We start from the raw sequence: 18,505 nt of genomic DNA, 5'->3' as shown, positions 1-18,505 counted from the left end.
CAATCACTGACTTTCAAAGTAAAGTGTCAACGGTAGTGTTATCAAACTGATAAAAGAGGTGGCAACCACCATTGCGGATGCAACGCCGCCATCGCATCCATAGCGTTTCGCCAGTACGGCGGCAATCGCCCCAGAGGGCATTGCCGCCTGTAAAACCAATAGCTCCCGCTCGATGTGCGGCAACTCAATTGGCATTGCCAGAGCCCATGCCACCATAGGCTCTGCCACCAGCTTTAACAGGACGACCACCAGGATCAGGCCCGCCAGTTGGCGCACAGCGATGGGGCGCAGGGCCAGACCGATACTAAATGCCACCAGCACTATCAAGGATTGTCCGGAAATCCGTAATATATCCTCCAGCAGCTGCACAGTAACATTCCCCTGGGGCAGGCCAAATAGGGAAATAATTGTGCCTAAAACCATCGTGATAAAAATTGGTGATACAAAGAAAGGCTTACAGGCCTGCCAAACATTGACCTGCTCTCCCTCATCCCGGCCGAAATAAATGGCCACAGCAACACCGACAGTGAATACAGATAAAAGTGCGCCATATTCACCAATGAGAACACTGTCTCTCATAACCAGAGGGTTATCGTGAAAAATCCGACGAATCAGCGATAACCCTAAAGTCGAAGAGCCGCCAAAACCGGCAACCAACACGATCGAGCCGAGGGTCTTACGCCCCAGCCCCATCAATTTACCCACTGCCCACGCAGGCACCATGATTGCAATACTCACAGCAAATAAGGCCAGTGCGGGAAGAAGAGCCTGGGAAGAGAAAGGGACTTTAATCAAGCTATGTAAAATTACTGCGGGCAGCGCAAAGTCTGTTGCCAGGCGCCCAAATACTCCTTGTTCTTCTCTAAGAATCACCCCGCGACTGCGTAGCCAAATCGCGCAGGCACAGAGCGCAACCAGGATAACCAGAGCTTCCACCAAACTTTGGAATTGAGACATTACTCATATCCATCAGTGACAGGATGCGGCAAACACCAGACCAAAGCCTTTGAATACAGGCCAGACATCTCTCAGTATTAACGCGAAAAGTAAGAACTGCCCACAGGCCAAAGTCACCGATGAACAGAGCTAAGGGCGATCCCAGTATTTAGCTGTTTTGGATTAATGCCCGTGTTGCAGGGGAAGCCAACGAGATTCCCGATAACAGTAGAGTCCCCAAATTACCATGATCACTTCCAGGGCGAAGAACAGTAAATTGCGTTCATCGAAGCTACCGCTGGAAAACATGCCAAAGAGACGGCCAGCCGCAAATCCAATGTAAGAGATTGAGAGTGAAGCATAGGCGGCACGGCGGTGAGGGCGCATGGCCAACGCAATCAGTAAGAGAACGGCGATTGCCAACATAAAGCCGGCGTAAGTTGCAAGAAACTCGGGCACAGCGGTAGGTGAGGTAAATGAAAACCCGATAGCCGCAGCAAACGACTCCGGATTAAACAGGGCCCCAAGACCGATAGACGCAAAAGCCAATAAATTGAGAGTCAGGTAGACTCGCCCTAAATATTTCAACTGCCACTCCCCTGCACCAGCGGTGATTACCAGCCTCTGGATAGCAGCTTTCCAACCACTGTCGCTGCACAGAAGCCTGTCTAAAGTATATATGAGGTTACAGCCGCCACTCTTTCAATTGGATCACCAACCTCACAAAATGGACATAAAAGGGAGGTAAGTTCTTTAAATTCCGCACAGGATCAAGCCAGACCACCCGCCTGACAGCTAATTCAACCAATTAGAATCCCAGAAGAAAAACGGCTCAAAACAACATGGGTACCCGCCACCTGGGCCAGCCCGAAATTAATCTGGCCGACTAGAGACACCACATTTAACACGCTTGTACAAGAAGGCAGGGCTTACCGCAACAAAATTGTCATACGCATGGCGCAGACTGAGCAGCTCTCCGCAATCTCTAGGCTGGATAACTATTAATAATGCTCAACTCTTTGAGCTGGGGCGCTTCAAGCTATTGAATAAACAGCAAGGAAAGCAAGAGAAAGGATTCTTGACCAGCTGGCAACAGTCTCTATTCGCTGTAGGTATCGCCGAAGAATAAGGATCACTTTTTGACCAGCATGTCAGAAAGTGCAAACGAAAGCCGCACCGCAAATAAGGAGCAGGCAGTGGCATTAAACCTGCCCACTGCCTGGCCTGTTCCTAATCCTGGAAGAGAAGCTCCAATGGATAACCGGTAAAAGGCTTGGTTTTCTCGATCACCAAATGCGAAGTCATACGCGAGATAGCGGCCTCCTCATTGGCCAGTAACTGCTCGGAAACCCGGTTGAAGTCTGCCGCATCAGGGCAAATAAAGCGCAGCATATAATCGAATTCACCAGACATCTTCACGCAGGAAACGATCTGTGGGATATCACTGATAATTCGCCGGAAGTTTTCACTGGTGCGCGCATCCTGGCGCTTCAGGGCCACATTTACATAAAACTCAGCGTGGCGCACCTTGTCCAGATTGATCTCGGCAAGGAACTCACGGATATAACGCTCACTGGTAAGGCGCTTCACCCTGGCCAGGCAGGCGCTCTCCGACAAGCCAATTTGTTCACTCAAATTCAGGTTGCTAATACGGGCGTTAGTTTGCAGAGCCTGCAAAATACGCAAATTATGCCGGTCAATTTTCACGGAACTGATTTCTTTTGAATCTGAAAGGGGGCAAGGATAGCGGTAATCGCCGGAGGCTGAAACTCTATAACCTCCAGAGATGAAAAAGCCAGCCCCCGGCAAGAGAGGCTGAGAGCTGGCTACCGCCACTTGGGTTAACTAGCCTGGCGATTAGCGCAGGTGACAAAACGCTCGATTCGGTCCAGAGCGCGCGACAACTCACTGTCATCGGCCGCTAGCGTCAAACGCACATGATTCACCGCACTTTCACCAAAAGGTGTGCCCGGCAATACTGATACCCGCTCGGCTTCCAGCAGGGCCTCGGCGAATACCTGACCAGAGCTGGCCAACTCGGAAACATTGACCATCACAAACATACCCGCATCCGGGCTGTAACAGCTAAGCCCCGGAATTTTGCCGATTCTCTCAACGATCAAGTTGCGACGACACTCATAGGCGTCACGCATCTGTTTCACGAAATAGGTATCGAACTCCAGGGCAAAAGCCGCAGCTTCCTGGATAAACTGTGGACAGCCGAAGATAGTGGCTCCGGCGAATGCCGCAAGGCGCTCCACCAGGGGGCCGCGCGCTACCGCCCAGCCCAGACGCCAACCACTCATGGCATGAGACTTAGACAGACCATCAATCACCACAATATTGTCCAGAGACTCTGCTGCTGTGCGCAATGAGGTATGGCGGCGGGCAAAAGTGATCATGGAGTACATTTCATCGGACACCAGCCAGATGTCACGCTCACGGCAAAAGGCAGCCAGTTCACGCAACTGTTCGGGAGTTGCCATTGCACCGGTGGGGTTGACCGGGGTATTGATCATGACCACTCGGGTCTCTTCAGTGACTGCCGCTTTGATCGAGTCCACATCGAACGCAAAATTCTGTTCCGCCGGGCAGGCCACCCGCTTTACAGACAGCCTGAGACTGTCGCAAATGGGGACATAACCGATATACATCGGTTCTGGGATAACAATTTCCTCACCAGGGTTCAACAGGCAGGAAAGTACCGCGTAGATAGCATTGGTACCGCCGGGAAACACCACAACATCATCGGGATTGCAGGGGTGGGGTGATACCTTACTCTCGATATCCGCGATAGCTCTGCGCAACACCGGCTCACCGGCGGCGGGAGAGTAATGAGTCCGCCCGACACCCAGGCGAGCGCGGGCAAAATCCAGAATTGGCTCGGGGGTATCGAAGTTGGGGTCCCCCACACAGAGGAAAATGACATCCTCCCCCTTATCGGCAAGATCATGGGCCCGGTCACTGACCGCCCAGACATTGGAATCCTCACAGTTCAGAGCCTCGCTTTGAAGGCTGAATTGGGGGGTAAAATCTGTCACGTTTTTCACTATTTATCTGCCATTTATGCCTGCTAAGGTAGCAACCATCAAAGTAATCTATACCGCTATATAGCCGCATATTTCGCATTACTCAGGAGTTTCTATGGGGATTACCGCAGAAAATTCTGAAGACATTGTCTACACATAAAGGCGGGATAGACTGTTTGGCACCAATAGGTCACAAAATATCTATCGCAGGCGACCGAACAGCCTATTAGGCAGATGCCAGTACATCTGCTCCCTCCGATCACACACAGAAACAGATTCTCCAAACTGGCTCTATAAACGAACCCAGACTCCATAGATGGCGCTCAGTCTTGGGCGCATTTCAACAGCAAAAGAAAAGATAAGAGTCATACATCCTTCACTTACAGCCAAGCCCCCAGTCAACCCCTCCCTATCGACTTAACTGAGGCAAATGTGCCAGAAATTATCCTTGGCGGCCTCTTTTTTCTGCAATCCAGGCCCGTATATTGATTTCGAGGGAATAACGAAAATAGAGGGTTACTGTAATGAAGAAATATCTAGCGGTTGTATTCTTGCTTATCTCATCGCACGGCTTCTCCGCCACCTTCTCAGCAGAGCAAAAAAAATCTCTCATTGATGCGCTTGAGCTTGAGATTTCCAACCGCTATATACTTCAGGAGAACATCCCCTCAATTCGTGAAAGCTTGCAAAAAATTGCACACTCCGAGGCCCTAAAAAAAATTAAAACTCCAAAACAAACAGCCGATCTACTTACTAAGGCACTGGAAAAACACGATAAGCATTTTGGTGTACGTTGGTACGATCCAAACATCCCAAATAAACAACCGAAGCGAGAGGATTGGTTCAGTAAACTGGGCAGGAAAAATTCTGGTTTTACGCGCATTGAAGTGCTCGAAGGTAACATTGGCTATATCGATTTCTGGGGCTTTGATCATGTCAACGAAGTCTCAAAGAAACGCCTAGAAGCCGTAATGACCTTGATTGAAGATACCGATGCCATCATCTTCGATCTTAGAAATAATGGCGGCGGTGATGGCAATATGGGCCGCCTAATTAGCAGTTATCTTTTTGAGAAGCCCACCCACCTGAACAGTATTTACTGGAGAGCAACAGATAGCACCACCGAATTCTGGACTTTCGAAACCCTCAATGGCAAAAGAAAAGCCAAAGTTCCAGTCTTCGTTTTAACCAGCAAAGATACCTTTTCAGCCGCGGAAGCATTTACTTATTATCTAAAACATCTTAAACGAGCCACAATTATTGGCGAAGTCACCAAAGGTGGAGCCCATCCCATACAATTTCTCAGCCTTGATAAGGAGTTCAAGGTATCAATTCCTATCGCAAGAGCTGTAAATCCAATTACCAAAAGCAACTGGGAAGGTACCGGCGTTTTACCAGATATTATCGCTTCAAAAGAGGAGGCTTTTGATATTGCTTACCAAAAGTCTCTACATATCATTCAAAACACAACAAACAACCCACAACAACTCAAGGAAGTTAGTGAACAGTTAGAAGTAATGACTAACAAAGAAAAACTCAACTAGATCAACTTCAGCCTGAGTGATTTCCTCGAATGAAGAATTTTAATCAGACAAAACATATTGGTATTGTTGGCTGCTCCTCTGAGGGCGCAGCCCTATGCTATAAGACAATTTGCACAGAAAGTGGCAAATATCTTGGTGAATATGCTCATCCCGAGATATCCATGCACACTCATTCACTGGCTCGTTATGTAGAATATTTGGATTCCAATGACCTTCAAAGTGTTGGCGATCTAATGCTCTCTTCCGCAGACAAGCTAAAATCCCAGGGGGCCTGTTTTCTGATCTGCCCCGATAATACTATTCACCAAGCCTTTGACTATGTAATAGAGAGATCCCCCCTACCCTGGCTAAATATTGCCGACAGTGTTATTGCTGAAGCCACCATCAAGGGCTATAGAAAGCTGGGCCTACTCGGTACCCGATGGTTAGTTGAGAGCGACGTTTATCCGTCCAAACTAGAGACCGCAAACATAGGTTGGTTACGGCCGCCTAAGAAGGCTGTTAAACGGATCGGGCAGCTGATTATGGGCGAGTTAGTCACTGGGGTATTTCGACAGGAAACAGTGCAATACTTCCAGGACACTATTAACAACCTCAAACAGGATGGATGTGATGCAGTAGTCTTGGGTTGCACCGAAATACCATTGATTATCGATGATAGTAATTCTGCGTTACCAACGTTAAACTCTAACCACCTTTTAGCTGAGGCCGCGATAAAAGAGGCGATTGTAGCCTCTTGAGTCAGGTGTCAGTCAAAGAATCATAGTACCAACTTTCAATTAGTTAAAAGTTTCAAGCAGTGACTCCTCACCTACCAGCTGTATTAGCTACTCTTCTGTCTCTAATTCCACTAAGCGCGACAGCCAATATCTACAAGTGGACCGATGAGAATGGTCAAGTTCACTTCAGTGACAAGAAAATAGAACATGTTAAACAAGAAGTTATTAAGCCTAGAAAGCACAAGTCTGATTGGTCTCGATATGATATTTCCGTCGAAGCCATTGACACCAACCTGAGCAATCAGGAATTAAACAAGATTGTTACAGACGTCAATCTCGTCTATGAATTTTACGATCGCGTTCTGTTTTTTGACTTTTATAAAACGGTACCCGTTAAGGTCTTGGTTCTAAAAGATAAAAAGGCCTACTACGAACACCTAAGAAAGAGAATGGGAAAAGAACCATCAGCCTCTTATGGGATATATTTCTCTCAAGATAACCAAATTATTGTTTACATCCAAGAGGATAGAGCCAGAACCTTCCGCACTATTAAACACGAGGTTAGTCATGCAATAACCGATACTGTCACTCCCTACGCCCAATCCTGGTTAAATGAAGGTTTGGCCGAGCAGATGGAAACCCTCACTAAAGTGAACGGGCAACTGCGCATCACTAGTCACGGGGAAAATTATAGATGGGTAAATCCTCTCAAGCGCCATGAGAGGCTTATGGATATCAGTACATTCCTTAGGCTTCCTAACACAAGATGGCGACATGCACAAAGAAATGGGACTGCGCCTTTACAAGCACAGGCCGGGCAATTTTTATACTTTCTATTATCAACACCAGTCGGTAAAAGCTTTGTAATTCGTTTAGTCCATAAGCTGGAGCGTGGTGATCGTACGCACTCGTATTATCTGGTCGATAAAGACTATATTGGCGGGATCAGAGGTCTGGAAATCAACTGGAGAAATTGGTTAAGTGGGGAAACTGACAAACATATCAACTTTTAAAACGAAGATTTAAGCAAATTTAGACAAAAAATATTCGGTTTAAACTATGAAAGACTTAAGAATCGCAGGCAAGCTCCTTCAATTCAATGGATGGCTAACACTTTTGTTTGGCATATTATTAACTGCCATTTATATATACAGTCAGGGGGCAGCCTTTACTATCAAAGCAGCAGCCCCAGCTATTTTATTTTTAAGCTGGTGTGTAGCACTTATCAGCATAGGAGGAAAGATAAAAAGCGGGGCTAGAATTTATAAAATTCCCGGCATTATTGCTTCATTACTCAGCCTAATAACTTCACCCATAGGCTTTATTTTTGGCCTGGCTTCACTGTTTTATCAAATCAGGGGAAAAGACTCTTTTCTAAATAGCTGACTTGAGTAGCTGGGGGCGCCTTCCCCTCAGCACCCCATCAACTGATGAGGGCCGACCATTTAGTACATATAGCCAGAATATAACACGCATGGATTTTATATGAAATTTACTCGCTTATAGCTCAGCAAACAACACAGTCAAGCCTCCTAAATTCAGGAAACCTGCAACACCATATAACTAACAACTACATAGCGTAAAAGCTTACCTGCCGTCACCAAAATCAAAAACCATAACAATCGTATTCTTAACACCCCTGCCATAACGGTTAATGGATCTCCGACAACTGGAACCCAAGCAAAAGCTAATGAAATCAGGCCATATTTTTTAAAGCGCTGCTCAGCCTTTACAAATTCATTTTCTGACATCCTCAACCATTTTTTTATAATACCCAAACTTGCCCAATAGCCAAGAGCATAATTCACCAATGAACCAGCCACATTACCAATTGTTGCAATAGTCACCAATGCAAATGGCGAAAAACCATTGATCAGCAGAGTGGTTAATACGATCTCCGAACTTACTGGCAAGATTGTTGCCGCCAGAAATGCTGAAACAAAAAGACCGACAAAGCCTAATTCGACCAAACTCCCCATTTAACAAAAACATCCTCCAGGAAAACCATAAGAAACCTATAGGATTTATGCAGAAAAATAAAATTACTATCTCTCCTTTGCATTAACCCCTAAAACTGCCAACACCCATACTCAAAAAAATAAATATACTCCCCTTGAGTAATCACATACCTCAACTCCCCAATACTACTAATTTACTAGCTAAATTATTAGCAAGAATTACAGAAAGATAGAATTTCAAAAATATCACTCCAGACATTCAACTAGAAATAAAATCATTCTGGCATTTTACGTAGGCTTTAACCTAAAATTCAAAAGTCTCGAACTAGATAGACTTTACTTCAGCATGAACCCAATCCTAGAAGAAATTATTCAATGCCCTTACTGCGGCGAACACTTTAGTACACTCATTGATACTTCTGTACTTCCGCAAGAATATATAGAAGACTGCCAGGTCTGCTGTAGACCCATAGTTTTTCACGTTACCGCTGACCTAGAGGGCTCTATTTCTATTAATGTATACAGGGAGGATGAGTCGTTTTGAATACTATCAAATAGTCGGCATAGTCCTCTTCTATTTATCTAGAGTACCTGCTCTGAAATTTATCACTCCAAAAATAAGCCTCAGGCTCTACAAAACTTATCTCTCTCTACCAACTTGGCCTTGGACATGGTTATTTAAGGTTGGCAAATACCTCTATCGCTCGCTTGCGTCCGGCACTCACATCACAAATCACTTGGGGATACCCTTCAATCATTGGGGGCTCATGAATCTCCTTGTTACTTAGTGAGGAAATTTCCGGGACATAATGTCGAATAAACTCTCCGTTGGGATCGAACTTCTGCGACTGGCTATAAGGGTTGAATACACGGAAATAAGGTGCTGCATCTGTACCGGTTGAGGCGGTCCATTGCCAGCCGCCATTGTTTGAGGCAAAGTCACCATCAATCAAGTGCTGCATAAAGTAGCGTTCACCCCAACGCCAGTCGATCAGCATATTTTTACTCAAGAACGAGGCGACAATCATTCGTAAGCGGTTGTGCATCCAGCCGGTTTCATTTAGCTGGCGCATTGCAGCATCGACAATAGGCACTCCGGTTTCACCACTTGCCCAAAGGGAAAATAATCCTTCATCATAGCGCCAAGGAATTTGTTCTGTTTCCTCTTTAAATGGCCTTCCCATACTCAAGCGGGGAAAATCAGTCAGTAAATGTGTATAGAATTCCCGCCAGATAAGTTCGCTGATCCAGCAGGCAATCCCTTCATCTCCACCCTGCCAAAGGCCTTTATTCTGGCTGAGGGCCATCTTGACGCACTGGCGAATAGAAATAGCTCCACTATTTAAATAAGGGGAAAGGCGGGAGGTACTATCTTTCGCTGGAAAATCTCGTTCGGCCTGATATTGATTAATAATTTCGGCAAAAGCTTTCAAGTGCTTTTGCGCAGCTTGCTCACCACTCTCCCAACCTTTAACCCTACCTGATCCATCAATATTGAGTGAGTAGCCCAATAACTGGTTAGGTATTTTCTGCTTTAGTTTTCGATTCCCTTTTACATCCACTGCGAACCACTTCGGCCAATGTTCGCTATTGGCAGAAGGTGGTATTTTCCTGGGAGTGGGCAAGGGCTTAACCTGGCTCCCAGCACATAACTGGATTAGGGCACGCTTGAAAGGGGTAAACACTTTGTAGGGATCACCACTCGCCGTTCTCACTGCTCCTGGCGGTAATAAGGTGCGGTCACTGTAGTATTCAACCGAAACATTGTGTTCCTGCAGTTTTTCTCGAACGGCATTGTCTCGACGCAGCTCATTCAGAGGATACTCAGCATTGGCAAACAATGTCTCTACTTTCAGACGCTGAATAATTTGCTGCAGCGCCTCCGGAACCAGAGAAAACTCAGGGACTTCGAGGAAGTACAGGGGAATATTGCAAGTTTGCAACTGCCCTTGGAGTTTCTGCAAGCAGGCCATACGAAAAGAAACCAGTGCATCGCCTTCATCGTGGTTTCTCCAGGTTTCTGGGCAGGCGATAAAAATTGCGGCCAATTGTTCGCATTGAGTACTGGCATGATAAAGCGCCGAATTATCCTGTATACGCAAATCGCTGCGGAACCAGACTAGGCCCCGCTGTATTGATATTTGTCGGCTCATCGCTTCAGCTGCTCCCGCAGTTGCGTTACCACGAGGTCTGTAGTGCCCGATAGTACTGATATCATCGGTATTTTCTTTAGGTTATCCAAGCTGGCAGACTGTAACTCTACGAAATCCCCCACAAGCCTTAGAGGCTTGCTTAGCCCCTGTAATGCACTCGGTAATTCCTCCTCAAGTAAGGATTTCGGCAGTGTCCGATGGCTGTACCAGAGCAGCGCATGCACATCCAGCTTTCTCGCATTTTCAGTAAGCCCCGGCAGAACGGCCCGATAATCCAAAACCACTACGCCAATACCGGCAGCCAAAAGTGTGGTGCAAAATAATTGCACAAAGGCCCGCTGATCTTCACCGGGGAAATCCAGCAATAGGACTCGACTCTCGCAAGCCAAACGATCTTTATTTAAATTTCTGCGAGCTATGCCGTTGGCCAATAACAACTGTTCATTAACCAGCTGCCAAAAGAAACCTTGCGCGGCTTCCGATCGCCTCAGCCTAGCCAACTCGGTATGCAGTGGCTTGAGCCAATGATCGAGTAACAGTGATGCCGGTAAGGTGGAAATCCAGTAGTCCAATTGCTGGCGAAGCTTTGGCTCGTCAAGGTTTTGTGACAAGTTTAAGGTTTCATCGATGATCTCACGCCAACCACCTGCAGTGATTGCCTCTCTCTCTTTGGCTGACAGGGAGACTGGACCACGTGCCAATAATTCCCGCACCTGCCCAATAGCTACACCTCGGGCCAGGCAGGCCAGTACCTCTTCGATACGCCTGACCTCTTCTTCACTATAAAGTCGGTGCCCCTTGCTGGTTCTAGCCGGTGTTAACAGGCCGTAGCGCCGCTCCCAGGCCCGAAGGGTGACAGGATGCACGCCGGTACGACGTGCTACCTCACGAATTGGTAAGCTGGCTTCAGTAGGGGGGGCAATCTCAACCATCACAATTCTCAGCGAAATTCACACAGACCCAGCTCTGCCGGCTCAGCGGCGAGCAACACCTGGCTGTGGATAAACTGGTGAGGAGTCCGCGGCAAATAATGGCGCAACATGGTAAGCACCGCCGACAGAGGCTTATTACCCTGACGGTATTCGTCAATAAGCAGTGCCAGCTCGGCTCTCTCTTCTTTGCTCAGGTAGCTCTTCAGGTGGCCCTGGCTGTGCATCAAGGCATTGGTGCGGTCCTTTCGGCTGGCCAACTGGCTGAGAATCTCCATTATTTTACCTCTCACCTCATAGGCAAACTCCTCCACCGGCAATGCGCGCGAGTTAGAAACAAACTGACCCAGTGCACGGGTCATTGGCTGACTGTGCGCCAACAGTAGATATTTATAAGCGGTGTAAAATTCAATGACCCTGGCTGGGCGCAGGTCGGTGGCCACATAGCGATGCCAGGCGTCGTAAGCAAAAACACGGGTGAGGAAATTCTCGCGCAAATCGCTGGCATTGAGCCGCCCCACTTCTTCCATCGGCAAATGGGGAAAATGCTGGCGCAGGCGTGCCGCGAATAAGCCGGAGTCGTGCGCCAGCACCCCGGTACCATCTTCTTTATAGTGGGGAGTGGTTCGCACTCCACAGCTGGGAGATTTCTGCATCAGAATAAAACCACGCAGATTCTCCACTTCAGGGACAATCGTATCCGCGTAGCCCTCTAGAGCCTCGGTAACATCTAAGTTGGGGTCTTCCCGGCCAACCGCACGCAACCGGTCACTCACAATAAGGTGAATAGGCGGTCTGGGCACGCCCATGCCAATGGCAACCTCCGGGCAGTAAGCCTGCAACTCAAAACAATTGCCCAGCAGTTGGGTGCAGACTTTACTGTGCTTGTGGCTGCCGTTGTAACGCACCGGATCACCCACGGCACAGCGGCTAATGCCCACCGGAATTTTTTGAGACAAGAGCTGAATATGCATAGTTTTGCAGCACAGAATCGGTTCACGTTCTTCTTTTATAGACTCTCACAACTAGTTGTACAAGAGGTAGCTTTGTACAACTTTTGGAAAGTAATCAAGTCTCTATGGCCGCTTGCGCCCATACACACCATAGCTACAATGCAGGGCCGCATTTTTACCGAGCGGCAGGGCTGTGATTCTTTATCTCACCAGCTACCCCGGCAATTTGCGGCCTCCTCCTCCCCGAAAGTACGGATTAGCCCATGATTCCAGCATTGCGCGAAGTCGACGAGGTTCAGGCGCTCTATTTGCAGTTTTTGCAGGAGCTTGCAGACGCGGGTTTCCGCGGTGACACCACACCCAGTTACGCCAGCCGCACCGTTTTAGCCACCGATAACTCTATTTACCAGGTTCTACCTCAGGCAGTGGTGTACCCACGCAATCACCGCGACCTGCAACTACTGGCGGAACTGGCCGAACAGGAGGAGTTCCACTCCGTAGTGCTCTCACCCAGAGGCGGTGGCACCGGTACTAACGGCCAATCGCTTACCGATGGGCTGGTGGTGGATATCTCCCGCCATATGAACCAGATCCTTGAGATCAATGTGGAAGAGCGCTGGGTTCGCGTACAGGCTGGCGTGGTCAAAGACCAGTTGAATGCTGCACTTAAACCCCACGGCCTGTTTTTTGCGCCAGAACTTTCTACCAGCAACCGCGCTACCATCGGTGGCATGATCAATACGGATGCCTCAGGCCAGGGATCCTGTGTTTACGGCAAAACCCGCGATCACGTGTTGGAATTGCACACAGTGTTAATGGGGGGGGAGCTGTGGCACTCCACCGCTATAGGGGACACTCAGCTGCAAGAAATATGCGCTGAAAATAGCCGCGTCGCAGAGGTGCATCAAACCTGTGACAAGATTGCCAGGGAAAAAGCCGAACTCATCGAGCAGAAATTCCCCAAGCTCAATCGCTGCCTCACCGGCTACGACCTGGCCCATATTCGTGAAGGCAATCGCTTTAATCTCAACAGCGTATTGTGCGGTTCCGAAGGCACCCTCGGGTTTATTGCAGAAGCCAAACTCAATCTGCTGCCCATTCCCAAGTGTGTGGCTCTGGTCAATTTAAAATACGACCACTTCCAGGAAGCGCTGCGCGATGCCAAGGACCTAATGGGCGCAGGCCCCATGTCGATCGAAACAGTGGACAGCAAAGTACTGCAGCTGGCCATGGAAGATATCGTCTGGCACAGCGTCAGTGAATTTTTTCCCGCAGAGGATCGCCCGGTCAAGGGTATCAACCTGGTGGAGTACGCTGCAGATACCGAGGAGGAACTGGAAAAAGCTCTGCAGCAATTTATTGCACATATCGAGGCTGCCATTGGCCAGCCAGGCAAGAGCTTCGGCTATTCTATCGCCCGCGGCCACGCCGAGGTGAATCGTATCTGGGCCATGCGCAAACGCGCAGTGGGTTTGCTGGGCAACGCCCAGGGGGAAAAGCGCCCGATTCCTTTTGTAGAAGATACTGCCGTACCACCAGAAAACCTGGCCGATTTTATTGCCGAATTCCGCGCAGTGCTGGATGAGGCCGGCCTCGACTACGGTATGTTCGGCCATGTGGATGCCGGCGTATTACATGTACGCCCGGCAATTGATATGAAAGATCCCCAACAGGCCGCACAAATTCGCCCCATCACCGACCGGGTGGTGGCACTGACACAAAAATATAAAGGACTGCTGTGGGGAGAACACGGCAAAGGCGTTCGTTCCGAATATGCCCCGGAATTTTTCGGCGAGCTGTATCCCGAGCTGCAGAAAATTAAATCCGCTTTCGATCCACGCAATCAATTAAACCCCGGCAAAATTGCCACACCCAATGACAGCGCCAGCCTGCTGAAAATTGATGTGGTGAGCACCCGCGGTGAACACGATCGACAAATTCCCGCGCAAGTATGGGAGGGATACGACGAGGGTGTGCACTGCAACGGCAACGGTGCCTGTTTTAATTGGAATCCAGACGATGCCATGTGCCCTTCCTACAAGGCCACGCGCAACCGGATCCATTCCCCCAAAGGGCGTGCCTCGCTGATGCGAGAATGGTTGCGTCTATTAAGTAAACACGATGTAGACGCAGTAGCCAGCGCGCGTAAATACCGCGAGCGCTCTTTTTTTGTCGGCCTGCCCAAACGCATCGTAAATACCCTGGCAAAAACCCGCGGCGAGTACGACTTCAACCACGAAGTCAATGAAGCCATGCAGGGCTGCCTAGCCTGTAAATCCTGTGTAGGGCAATGCCCTATTCGCGTGGATGTGCCGGAATTTCGCAGCAAGTTTTTGGAGCTTTATTACAGCCGCTACCTTCGCCCGCTAAAGGATTACGCCGTGGGCGGACTGGAATTCCTGATGCCGCATCTAGCCAGACTACCGCAATTGTACAACTGGCCGCTAAAGCTGAAGCCTGTATCTTTTTTGATGGAGCGTGTTTTCGGCATGGTGGACAGCCCACAGCTCTCACAAAAAACCCTGCAAACCAGCATGAGAGAACTGGGAGTACCCACCGCTACAAAAGCCTGCCTGGATACTCTGGGGCCCTCCCAGCGCAGCCGCGCGGTCATCATTGTGCAGGATGCCTTCACCAGCTATTTTGATGCCGAAGTGCTAGCGGATATTTTGCGCCTGCTCAAACAATTGGACTTTGTGCCGATTCTCGCTCCCTATCGGGCCAACGGTAAACCCCTCCACGTTCATGGTTTTTTACGCCAGTTCCAACGAATTGCCGAAGGCAATAGTGAGATGCTTAACAACCTGGCGGAGAGCGGTATCCCCCTGGTGGGCATTGATCCCTCCATGACCCTTACTTATCGCTCTGAATACAAGAAACTCCTAGGGGAACGCGCTCCGAAAGTACATTTGTTACAAGAATGGCTGGTTCAACAAGAAGATCACCTGCAGCAACAGCGCGCTCGGGTAAAACCTGGCAGCTTTCAACTACTGCCGCACTGCACCGAGCAAACCAATGCCGCCGCCTCACTCAAGGATTGGCAAACGGTATTCGCCGCCTTGGGCCTGGAGCTGCAGAGTGAAAATCTCGGCTGCTGTGGTATGGCTGGGACCTATGGCCACGAGACCGCGCATAAGGAAACATCGCGGGTGATCTTCCAGCAGTCCTGGGCTCCCAAACTCAATGGTGGGGAGCACAACCAACTCGCCACCGGATACTCCTGCCGCTGCCAAGCCAGCCGCTTTGCAGGTGTTAGTCTGCGCCATCCTCTGCAGGGATTACTGGCACAACTCGATAACTAGGGATTTACTGACGTATGAGGGCCGTAACTATGGCCCCATACGTCATCGGGCCAAGCGCGAAAATCCCTATGCATAAACCACTGCCTCATTTATACATATTTTTTTATGCACTTTTCTGCCTAACCGCACTATTAGCGGCAGTCTCCCTTATTTCGGACGTTCTCCCCAACAATACCCAGACTCACAGCGCTAAATCTCACGGGGGAGAAACCCTAGGGGCGATCCACTGGGTCAACGAAGCGGAGGCACTCGCCCGCGAGGGTAATTTTGGCGATGCCTTGCCTCTCTATGAAAAAGCCATTTCCGCTCTCGGCGCCTATCCCTCCCAGCAGCACACCCTGCGCTACCGCTACGGCATAGTACTAAATGCCTTGGGGGCCAAATCGAGGCCAGATCTCTACCCGCTGGCGCGGGCCCAGTTTCAATCAGTTCTGCGCTACCTGGATTCAGGTGCACAACTACCTCACTCCAGCGCAAGAGTGCGCTCTGCCCTGGCACACACTTACCACCGCCAAGCTGCCAGCGAAGAGTTGGCCACGCAGCGTGAACACCTCCTCAGCACTGCTTATCTCCTCTATAAAAGTGCCCTTGAAGGTCTGCTCAATCAGGAGGAATGGCACAACCTTTCTATTACTTATTTCAATCTTGGGCAGGTTTGTGAGTGGCAAGGAAATATTGAAGAGGCCATTCGTTGGCTGGAGAAAGCGGTAGAACTGGATTTACAGCACAAATTACCCGACCTAAAAGAGGATAGTGACTATTTGGCCGCGCTTCGCCAGCAGGTAGAACCGGTACAGCAGAACCGTGGAACCACCCTTTAGCCCTCACTTTTCCCCAAATTGTTTGCCAGAAAATGAATCGACGAAGCCGTTTTGCTGCGTTAAACCACGTTTTTTCTTCAATTCAGACTAATTTGGTGGGGCAGTCACAAATAGTTTCAGGGAAATTTTTTACTTTTCTCGTCTGAATTAGAAAGCCGATCCGGAAAAATAGCTTGTTAACCGTAGGATGACATCGCTGTCACTGTAAATCCCACCTAAAAAATGAAATTTCTTAATCAGAAAAAAATACGAATTATGTAACCATCAATAGCGTATAAGCGCGAACAAAACCCTTAAATATAAAAATAAAAAGGGTTATTGATTTCAAGCACTCACAATAACCAGCCATTCTTTAAGGTCTTTTGTCGCCAAATAAGAAAAAGTTGCCTCAACCCAAATCCCCAGTAATATAACCAGCGTTGATTAAATATTGATCAATCATTTCCAAAAGCACTTGGAAATTTCGTAAGCACCTTTTGGCTTGCGACCATTTGATTCCTGGAGGTAATGGGACATCATGAAACAGACTCTGCGTAACACTGCTTTTTTCATCGCCGCCCTGCTTGCTATTGGTGTGAGTGTCAATGCATCAGCCGCTCTTAAGAAAACCATGATTGTCGACGCTACCGCGTATAACTCGGTGCCCGGCCAGACAGATAGCGACCCTTGGGTAGCTGCCTGGAACAACCGCCTGCGTCCAGGCGATAAAATCATTGCCGTTTCCCGTGACTTGGAAAAGCACGGCCTGACCAACGGCGCTAAAGTACAGATTGAAGGTCTGCCCGGTACTTACACTGTGCGTGACCGTATGAACAAACGCTTCACAAACCGTATTGATGTTTGGATGGAAAAAGATATCCGCAAGGCTCGCGCCTGGGGTAAGAAGAAACTGAAGATTGTTTTTGAACCGGTAAAGTAAGGCTGAACTGATTTCAACGACCCTTTTGGCCCCGCCCTCCAGCGGGGTTTTTTTATTTCTGCCGTTAGGTAAACAATCAAAAGAGAGAATTACTGCTCTCTAACTTTATGCCATCGATTATTAATAATGATTAGTTAGAGGCTTATTCAAACTTATGAGCTTGGAACGTTGAAAGAAGAGATCCTTGTATCCCTGTATCTCTGCATCTCTGCATCTCTGCATCTCTGCATCTCTGCATCTCTGCAGCAGAGTCTACTTCCTATAGTCTCACCACAGATAGTTGAGCCTCTACAACAGAGTTAGGTAGCCACTCTTTAGCTCTTATTTACCCCATTTCTTTGCCAAAAAAAATCAGTGACGAAGCAGTTTTTCCACCTAAAATCAGGCTTTCCCTTCAAAGCAGACAGTTTTGGCGGAATGGTCACAAATAGTTTCAGGGAAATTTTTTACTTTTCTCGTACGAATTAGAAAGCCGATCCAAGAAAATAGTTTGTAAACTGTAGAATGACATCGCTGTCACTGCAAATCCCACCTAAAAAATGAAATTTCTTAATCAGAGAAAGATAGGAATTCTGTAACCAGTAGTAGCGTCTAAGCACAAACAAAAATCTTAAACGTAAGACTAAAAAGGGTTATTGGTTTCAAGCACTCACAATAACCAGCCATTCTTTAAGGTCTTTTGTCGCCAAATAAGAAAAAGTTGCCTCACCCCAAATCCCCAGTAATATAACCAGAGTTGATTAAATATTGATCAACCATTTCCAAAAGCACTTGGAAATTTCGTAAGCACCTTTTGGCTTGCGACCATTTGATTCCTGGAGGTAATGGGACATCATGAAACAGACTCTGCGTAACACTGCTTTTTTCATCGCCGCCCTGCTTGCTATTGGTGTAAGTGTCAATGCATCAGCCGCTCTTAAGAAAACCATGGTTGTCGACGCTACCGCGTATAACTCGGTGCCCGGCCAGACAGATAGCGACCCTTGGGTAGCTGCCTGGAACAACCGCCTGCGTCCAGGCGATAAAATCATTGCCGTTTCCCGTGACTTGGAAAAGCACGGCCTGACCAACGGCGCTAAAGTACAGATTGAAGGTCTGCCCGGTACTTACACTGTGCGTGACCGTATGAACAAACGCTTCACAAACCGTATTGATGTTTGGATGGAAAAAGATATCCGCAAGGCTCGCGCCTGGGGTAAGAAGAAACTGAAAATTGTTTTTGAACCGGTAAAGTAAAGCAGA

General features: G+C 48.3%; 17 protein-coding genes. 9 read left to right on the top strand and 8 right to left on the bottom strand.

What is annotated here, in order from left to right; genetic code table 11:
- Positions 1-3: 3 nt before the first annotated feature.
- From ACJJIJ_RS00490 to ACJJIJ_RS00475, 4 genes are all read right to left on the bottom strand, one after another.
- Positions 4-957: an AEC family transporter gene (locus ACJJIJ_RS00490; RefSeq protein ID WP_252084612.1), complete on the bottom strand. Its 954-nt coding sequence runs from the start codon at positions 955-957 to the stop codon at positions 4-6.
- Positions 958-1,119: 162 nt separating this feature from the next.
- Entirely contained in the window at positions 1,120-1,524 is a 405-nt protein-coding gene (locus ACJJIJ_RS00485; protein ID WP_444888048.1) for a DUF4345 family protein, read from the bottom strand.
- A 642-nt stretch (positions 1,525-2,166) separates the two neighbouring features.
- Positions 2,167-2,643, bottom strand: coding sequence for an Lrp/AsnC family transcriptional regulator (locus ACJJIJ_RS00480; RefSeq protein ID WP_226644702.1), 477 nt, complete (start codon positions 2,641-2,643; stop codon positions 2,167-2,169).
- A 134-nt stretch (positions 2,644-2,777) separates the two neighbouring features.
- On the bottom strand, positions 2,778-3,986 hold the full coding sequence (locus ACJJIJ_RS00475) for a pyridoxal phosphate-dependent aminotransferase (protein ID WP_444938369.1): 1,209 nt from the start codon (positions 3,984-3,986) through the stop codon (positions 2,778-2,780).
- A 503-nt stretch (positions 3,987-4,489) separates the two neighbouring features.
- On the opposite strand from ACJJIJ_RS00475, the gene ACJJIJ_RS00470 reads away from it, so the two are divergent.
- Genes ACJJIJ_RS00470 through ACJJIJ_RS00455 form a run of 4 tightly spaced genes read left to right on the top strand, consistent with a single transcriptional unit; the run spans position 4,490 to position 7,614 of the window.
- Positions 4,490-5,509, top strand: coding sequence for a S41 family peptidase (locus ACJJIJ_RS00470; RefSeq protein ID WP_444938368.1), 1,020 nt, complete (start codon positions 4,490-4,492; stop codon positions 5,507-5,509).
- 29 nt (positions 5,510-5,538) lie between these two features.
- Entirely contained in the window at positions 5,539-6,249 is a 711-nt protein-coding gene (locus tag ACJJIJ_RS00465; RefSeq protein WP_444938367.1) for an aspartate/glutamate racemase family protein, read from the top strand.
- Positions 6,250-6,308: 59 nt separating this feature from the next.
- Positions 6,309-7,241, top strand: coding sequence for a DUF4124 domain-containing protein (locus ACJJIJ_RS00460; RefSeq protein WP_444938366.1), 933 nt, complete (start codon positions 6,309-6,311; stop codon positions 7,239-7,241).
- A 46-nt stretch (positions 7,242-7,287) separates the two neighbouring features.
- Positions 7,288-7,614: a hypothetical protein gene (locus ACJJIJ_RS00455; protein WP_444938365.1), complete on the top strand. Its 327-nt coding sequence runs from the start codon at positions 7,288-7,290 to the stop codon at positions 7,612-7,614.
- Positions 7,615-7,766: 152 nt separating this feature from the next.
- On the opposite strand, the gene ACJJIJ_RS00450 is transcribed toward ACJJIJ_RS00455, so the two are convergent.
- On the bottom strand, positions 7,767-8,207 hold the full coding sequence (locus ACJJIJ_RS00450; RefSeq protein WP_444938364.1) for a YqaA family protein: 441 nt from the start codon (positions 8,205-8,207) through the stop codon (positions 7,767-7,769).
- Between the two features lie 325 nt (positions 8,208-8,532).
- On the opposite strand from ACJJIJ_RS00450, the gene ACJJIJ_RS00445 reads away from it, so the two are divergent.
- Entirely contained in the window at positions 8,533-8,730 is a 198-nt protein-coding gene (locus ACJJIJ_RS00445) for a CPXCG motif-containing cysteine-rich protein (RefSeq protein ID WP_444938363.1), read from the top strand.
- Positions 8,731-8,860: 130 nt separating this feature from the next.
- Here the strand turns inward: ACJJIJ_RS00445 and ACJJIJ_RS00440 are convergent, their stop codons facing one another.
- From ACJJIJ_RS00440 to ACJJIJ_RS00430, 3 genes are read right to left on the bottom strand one after another with little or no spacing between them, the layout of a single operon-like run.
- Positions 8,861-10,339 carry a cryptochrome/photolyase family protein gene (locus ACJJIJ_RS00440; protein WP_444938362.1) on the bottom strand — a complete coding sequence of 493 codons (1,479 nt, stop codon included), beginning with the start codon at positions 10,337-10,339 and terminating at the stop codon, positions 8,861-8,863.
- The gene (locus ACJJIJ_RS00435) at positions 10,336-11,271 is read right to left on the bottom strand and encodes a MerR family transcriptional regulator (protein ID WP_444938361.1); all 936 of its coding nucleotides are present in this window, start codon (positions 11,269-11,271) and stop codon (positions 10,336-10,338) included. Before ACJJIJ_RS00435 ends, ACJJIJ_RS00440 begins: the two co-directional genes overlap by 4 nt.
- 8 nt (positions 11,272-11,279) lie before the next feature.
- Positions 11,280-12,242, bottom strand: a complete 963-nt coding sequence (locus tag ACJJIJ_RS00430; protein WP_444908721.1) for a YbgA family protein — start codon at positions 12,240-12,242, stop codon at positions 11,280-11,282.
- 242 nt (positions 12,243-12,484) lie between these two features.
- Between ACJJIJ_RS00430 and ydiJ the strand changes: the two genes are divergently transcribed.
- The 4 genes from ydiJ (at position 12,485) to ACJJIJ_RS00410 (ending at position 18,499) form a co-directional block, all read left to right on the top strand.
- Entirely contained in the window at positions 12,485-15,523 is a 3,039-nt protein-coding gene (ydiJ, locus tag ACJJIJ_RS00425) for a D-2-hydroxyglutarate dehydrogenase YdiJ (RefSeq protein ID WP_444938360.1), read from the top strand.
- Between the two features lie 68 nt (positions 15,524-15,591).
- Complete coding sequence (locus tag ACJJIJ_RS00420; protein ID WP_444938359.1) at positions 15,592-16,344, top strand: tetratricopeptide repeat protein; 753 nt, start codon at positions 15,592-15,594, stop codon at positions 16,342-16,344.
- A gap of 517 nt (positions 16,345-16,861) precedes the next feature.
- A complete protein-coding gene (locus ACJJIJ_RS00415; protein WP_444883789.1) occupies positions 16,862-17,263 on the top strand; it encodes a 3D domain-containing protein in 402 nt (133 codons plus the stop codon).
- Positions 17,264-18,097: 834 nt separating this feature from the next.
- Positions 18,098-18,499 carry a 3D domain-containing protein gene (locus ACJJIJ_RS00410; protein ID WP_252084600.1) on the top strand — a complete coding sequence of 134 codons (402 nt, stop codon included), beginning with the start codon at positions 18,098-18,100 and terminating at the stop codon, positions 18,497-18,499.
- Positions 18,500-18,505: the final 6 nt, after the last annotated feature.

The organism is Microbulbifer mixtoriginis (SeqCode) (genome assembly GCF_052467945.1).
The sequence above is the reverse complement of the archived record's forward strand: the minus strand, read 5'-3'. Positions and strand labels throughout refer to the sequence as shown.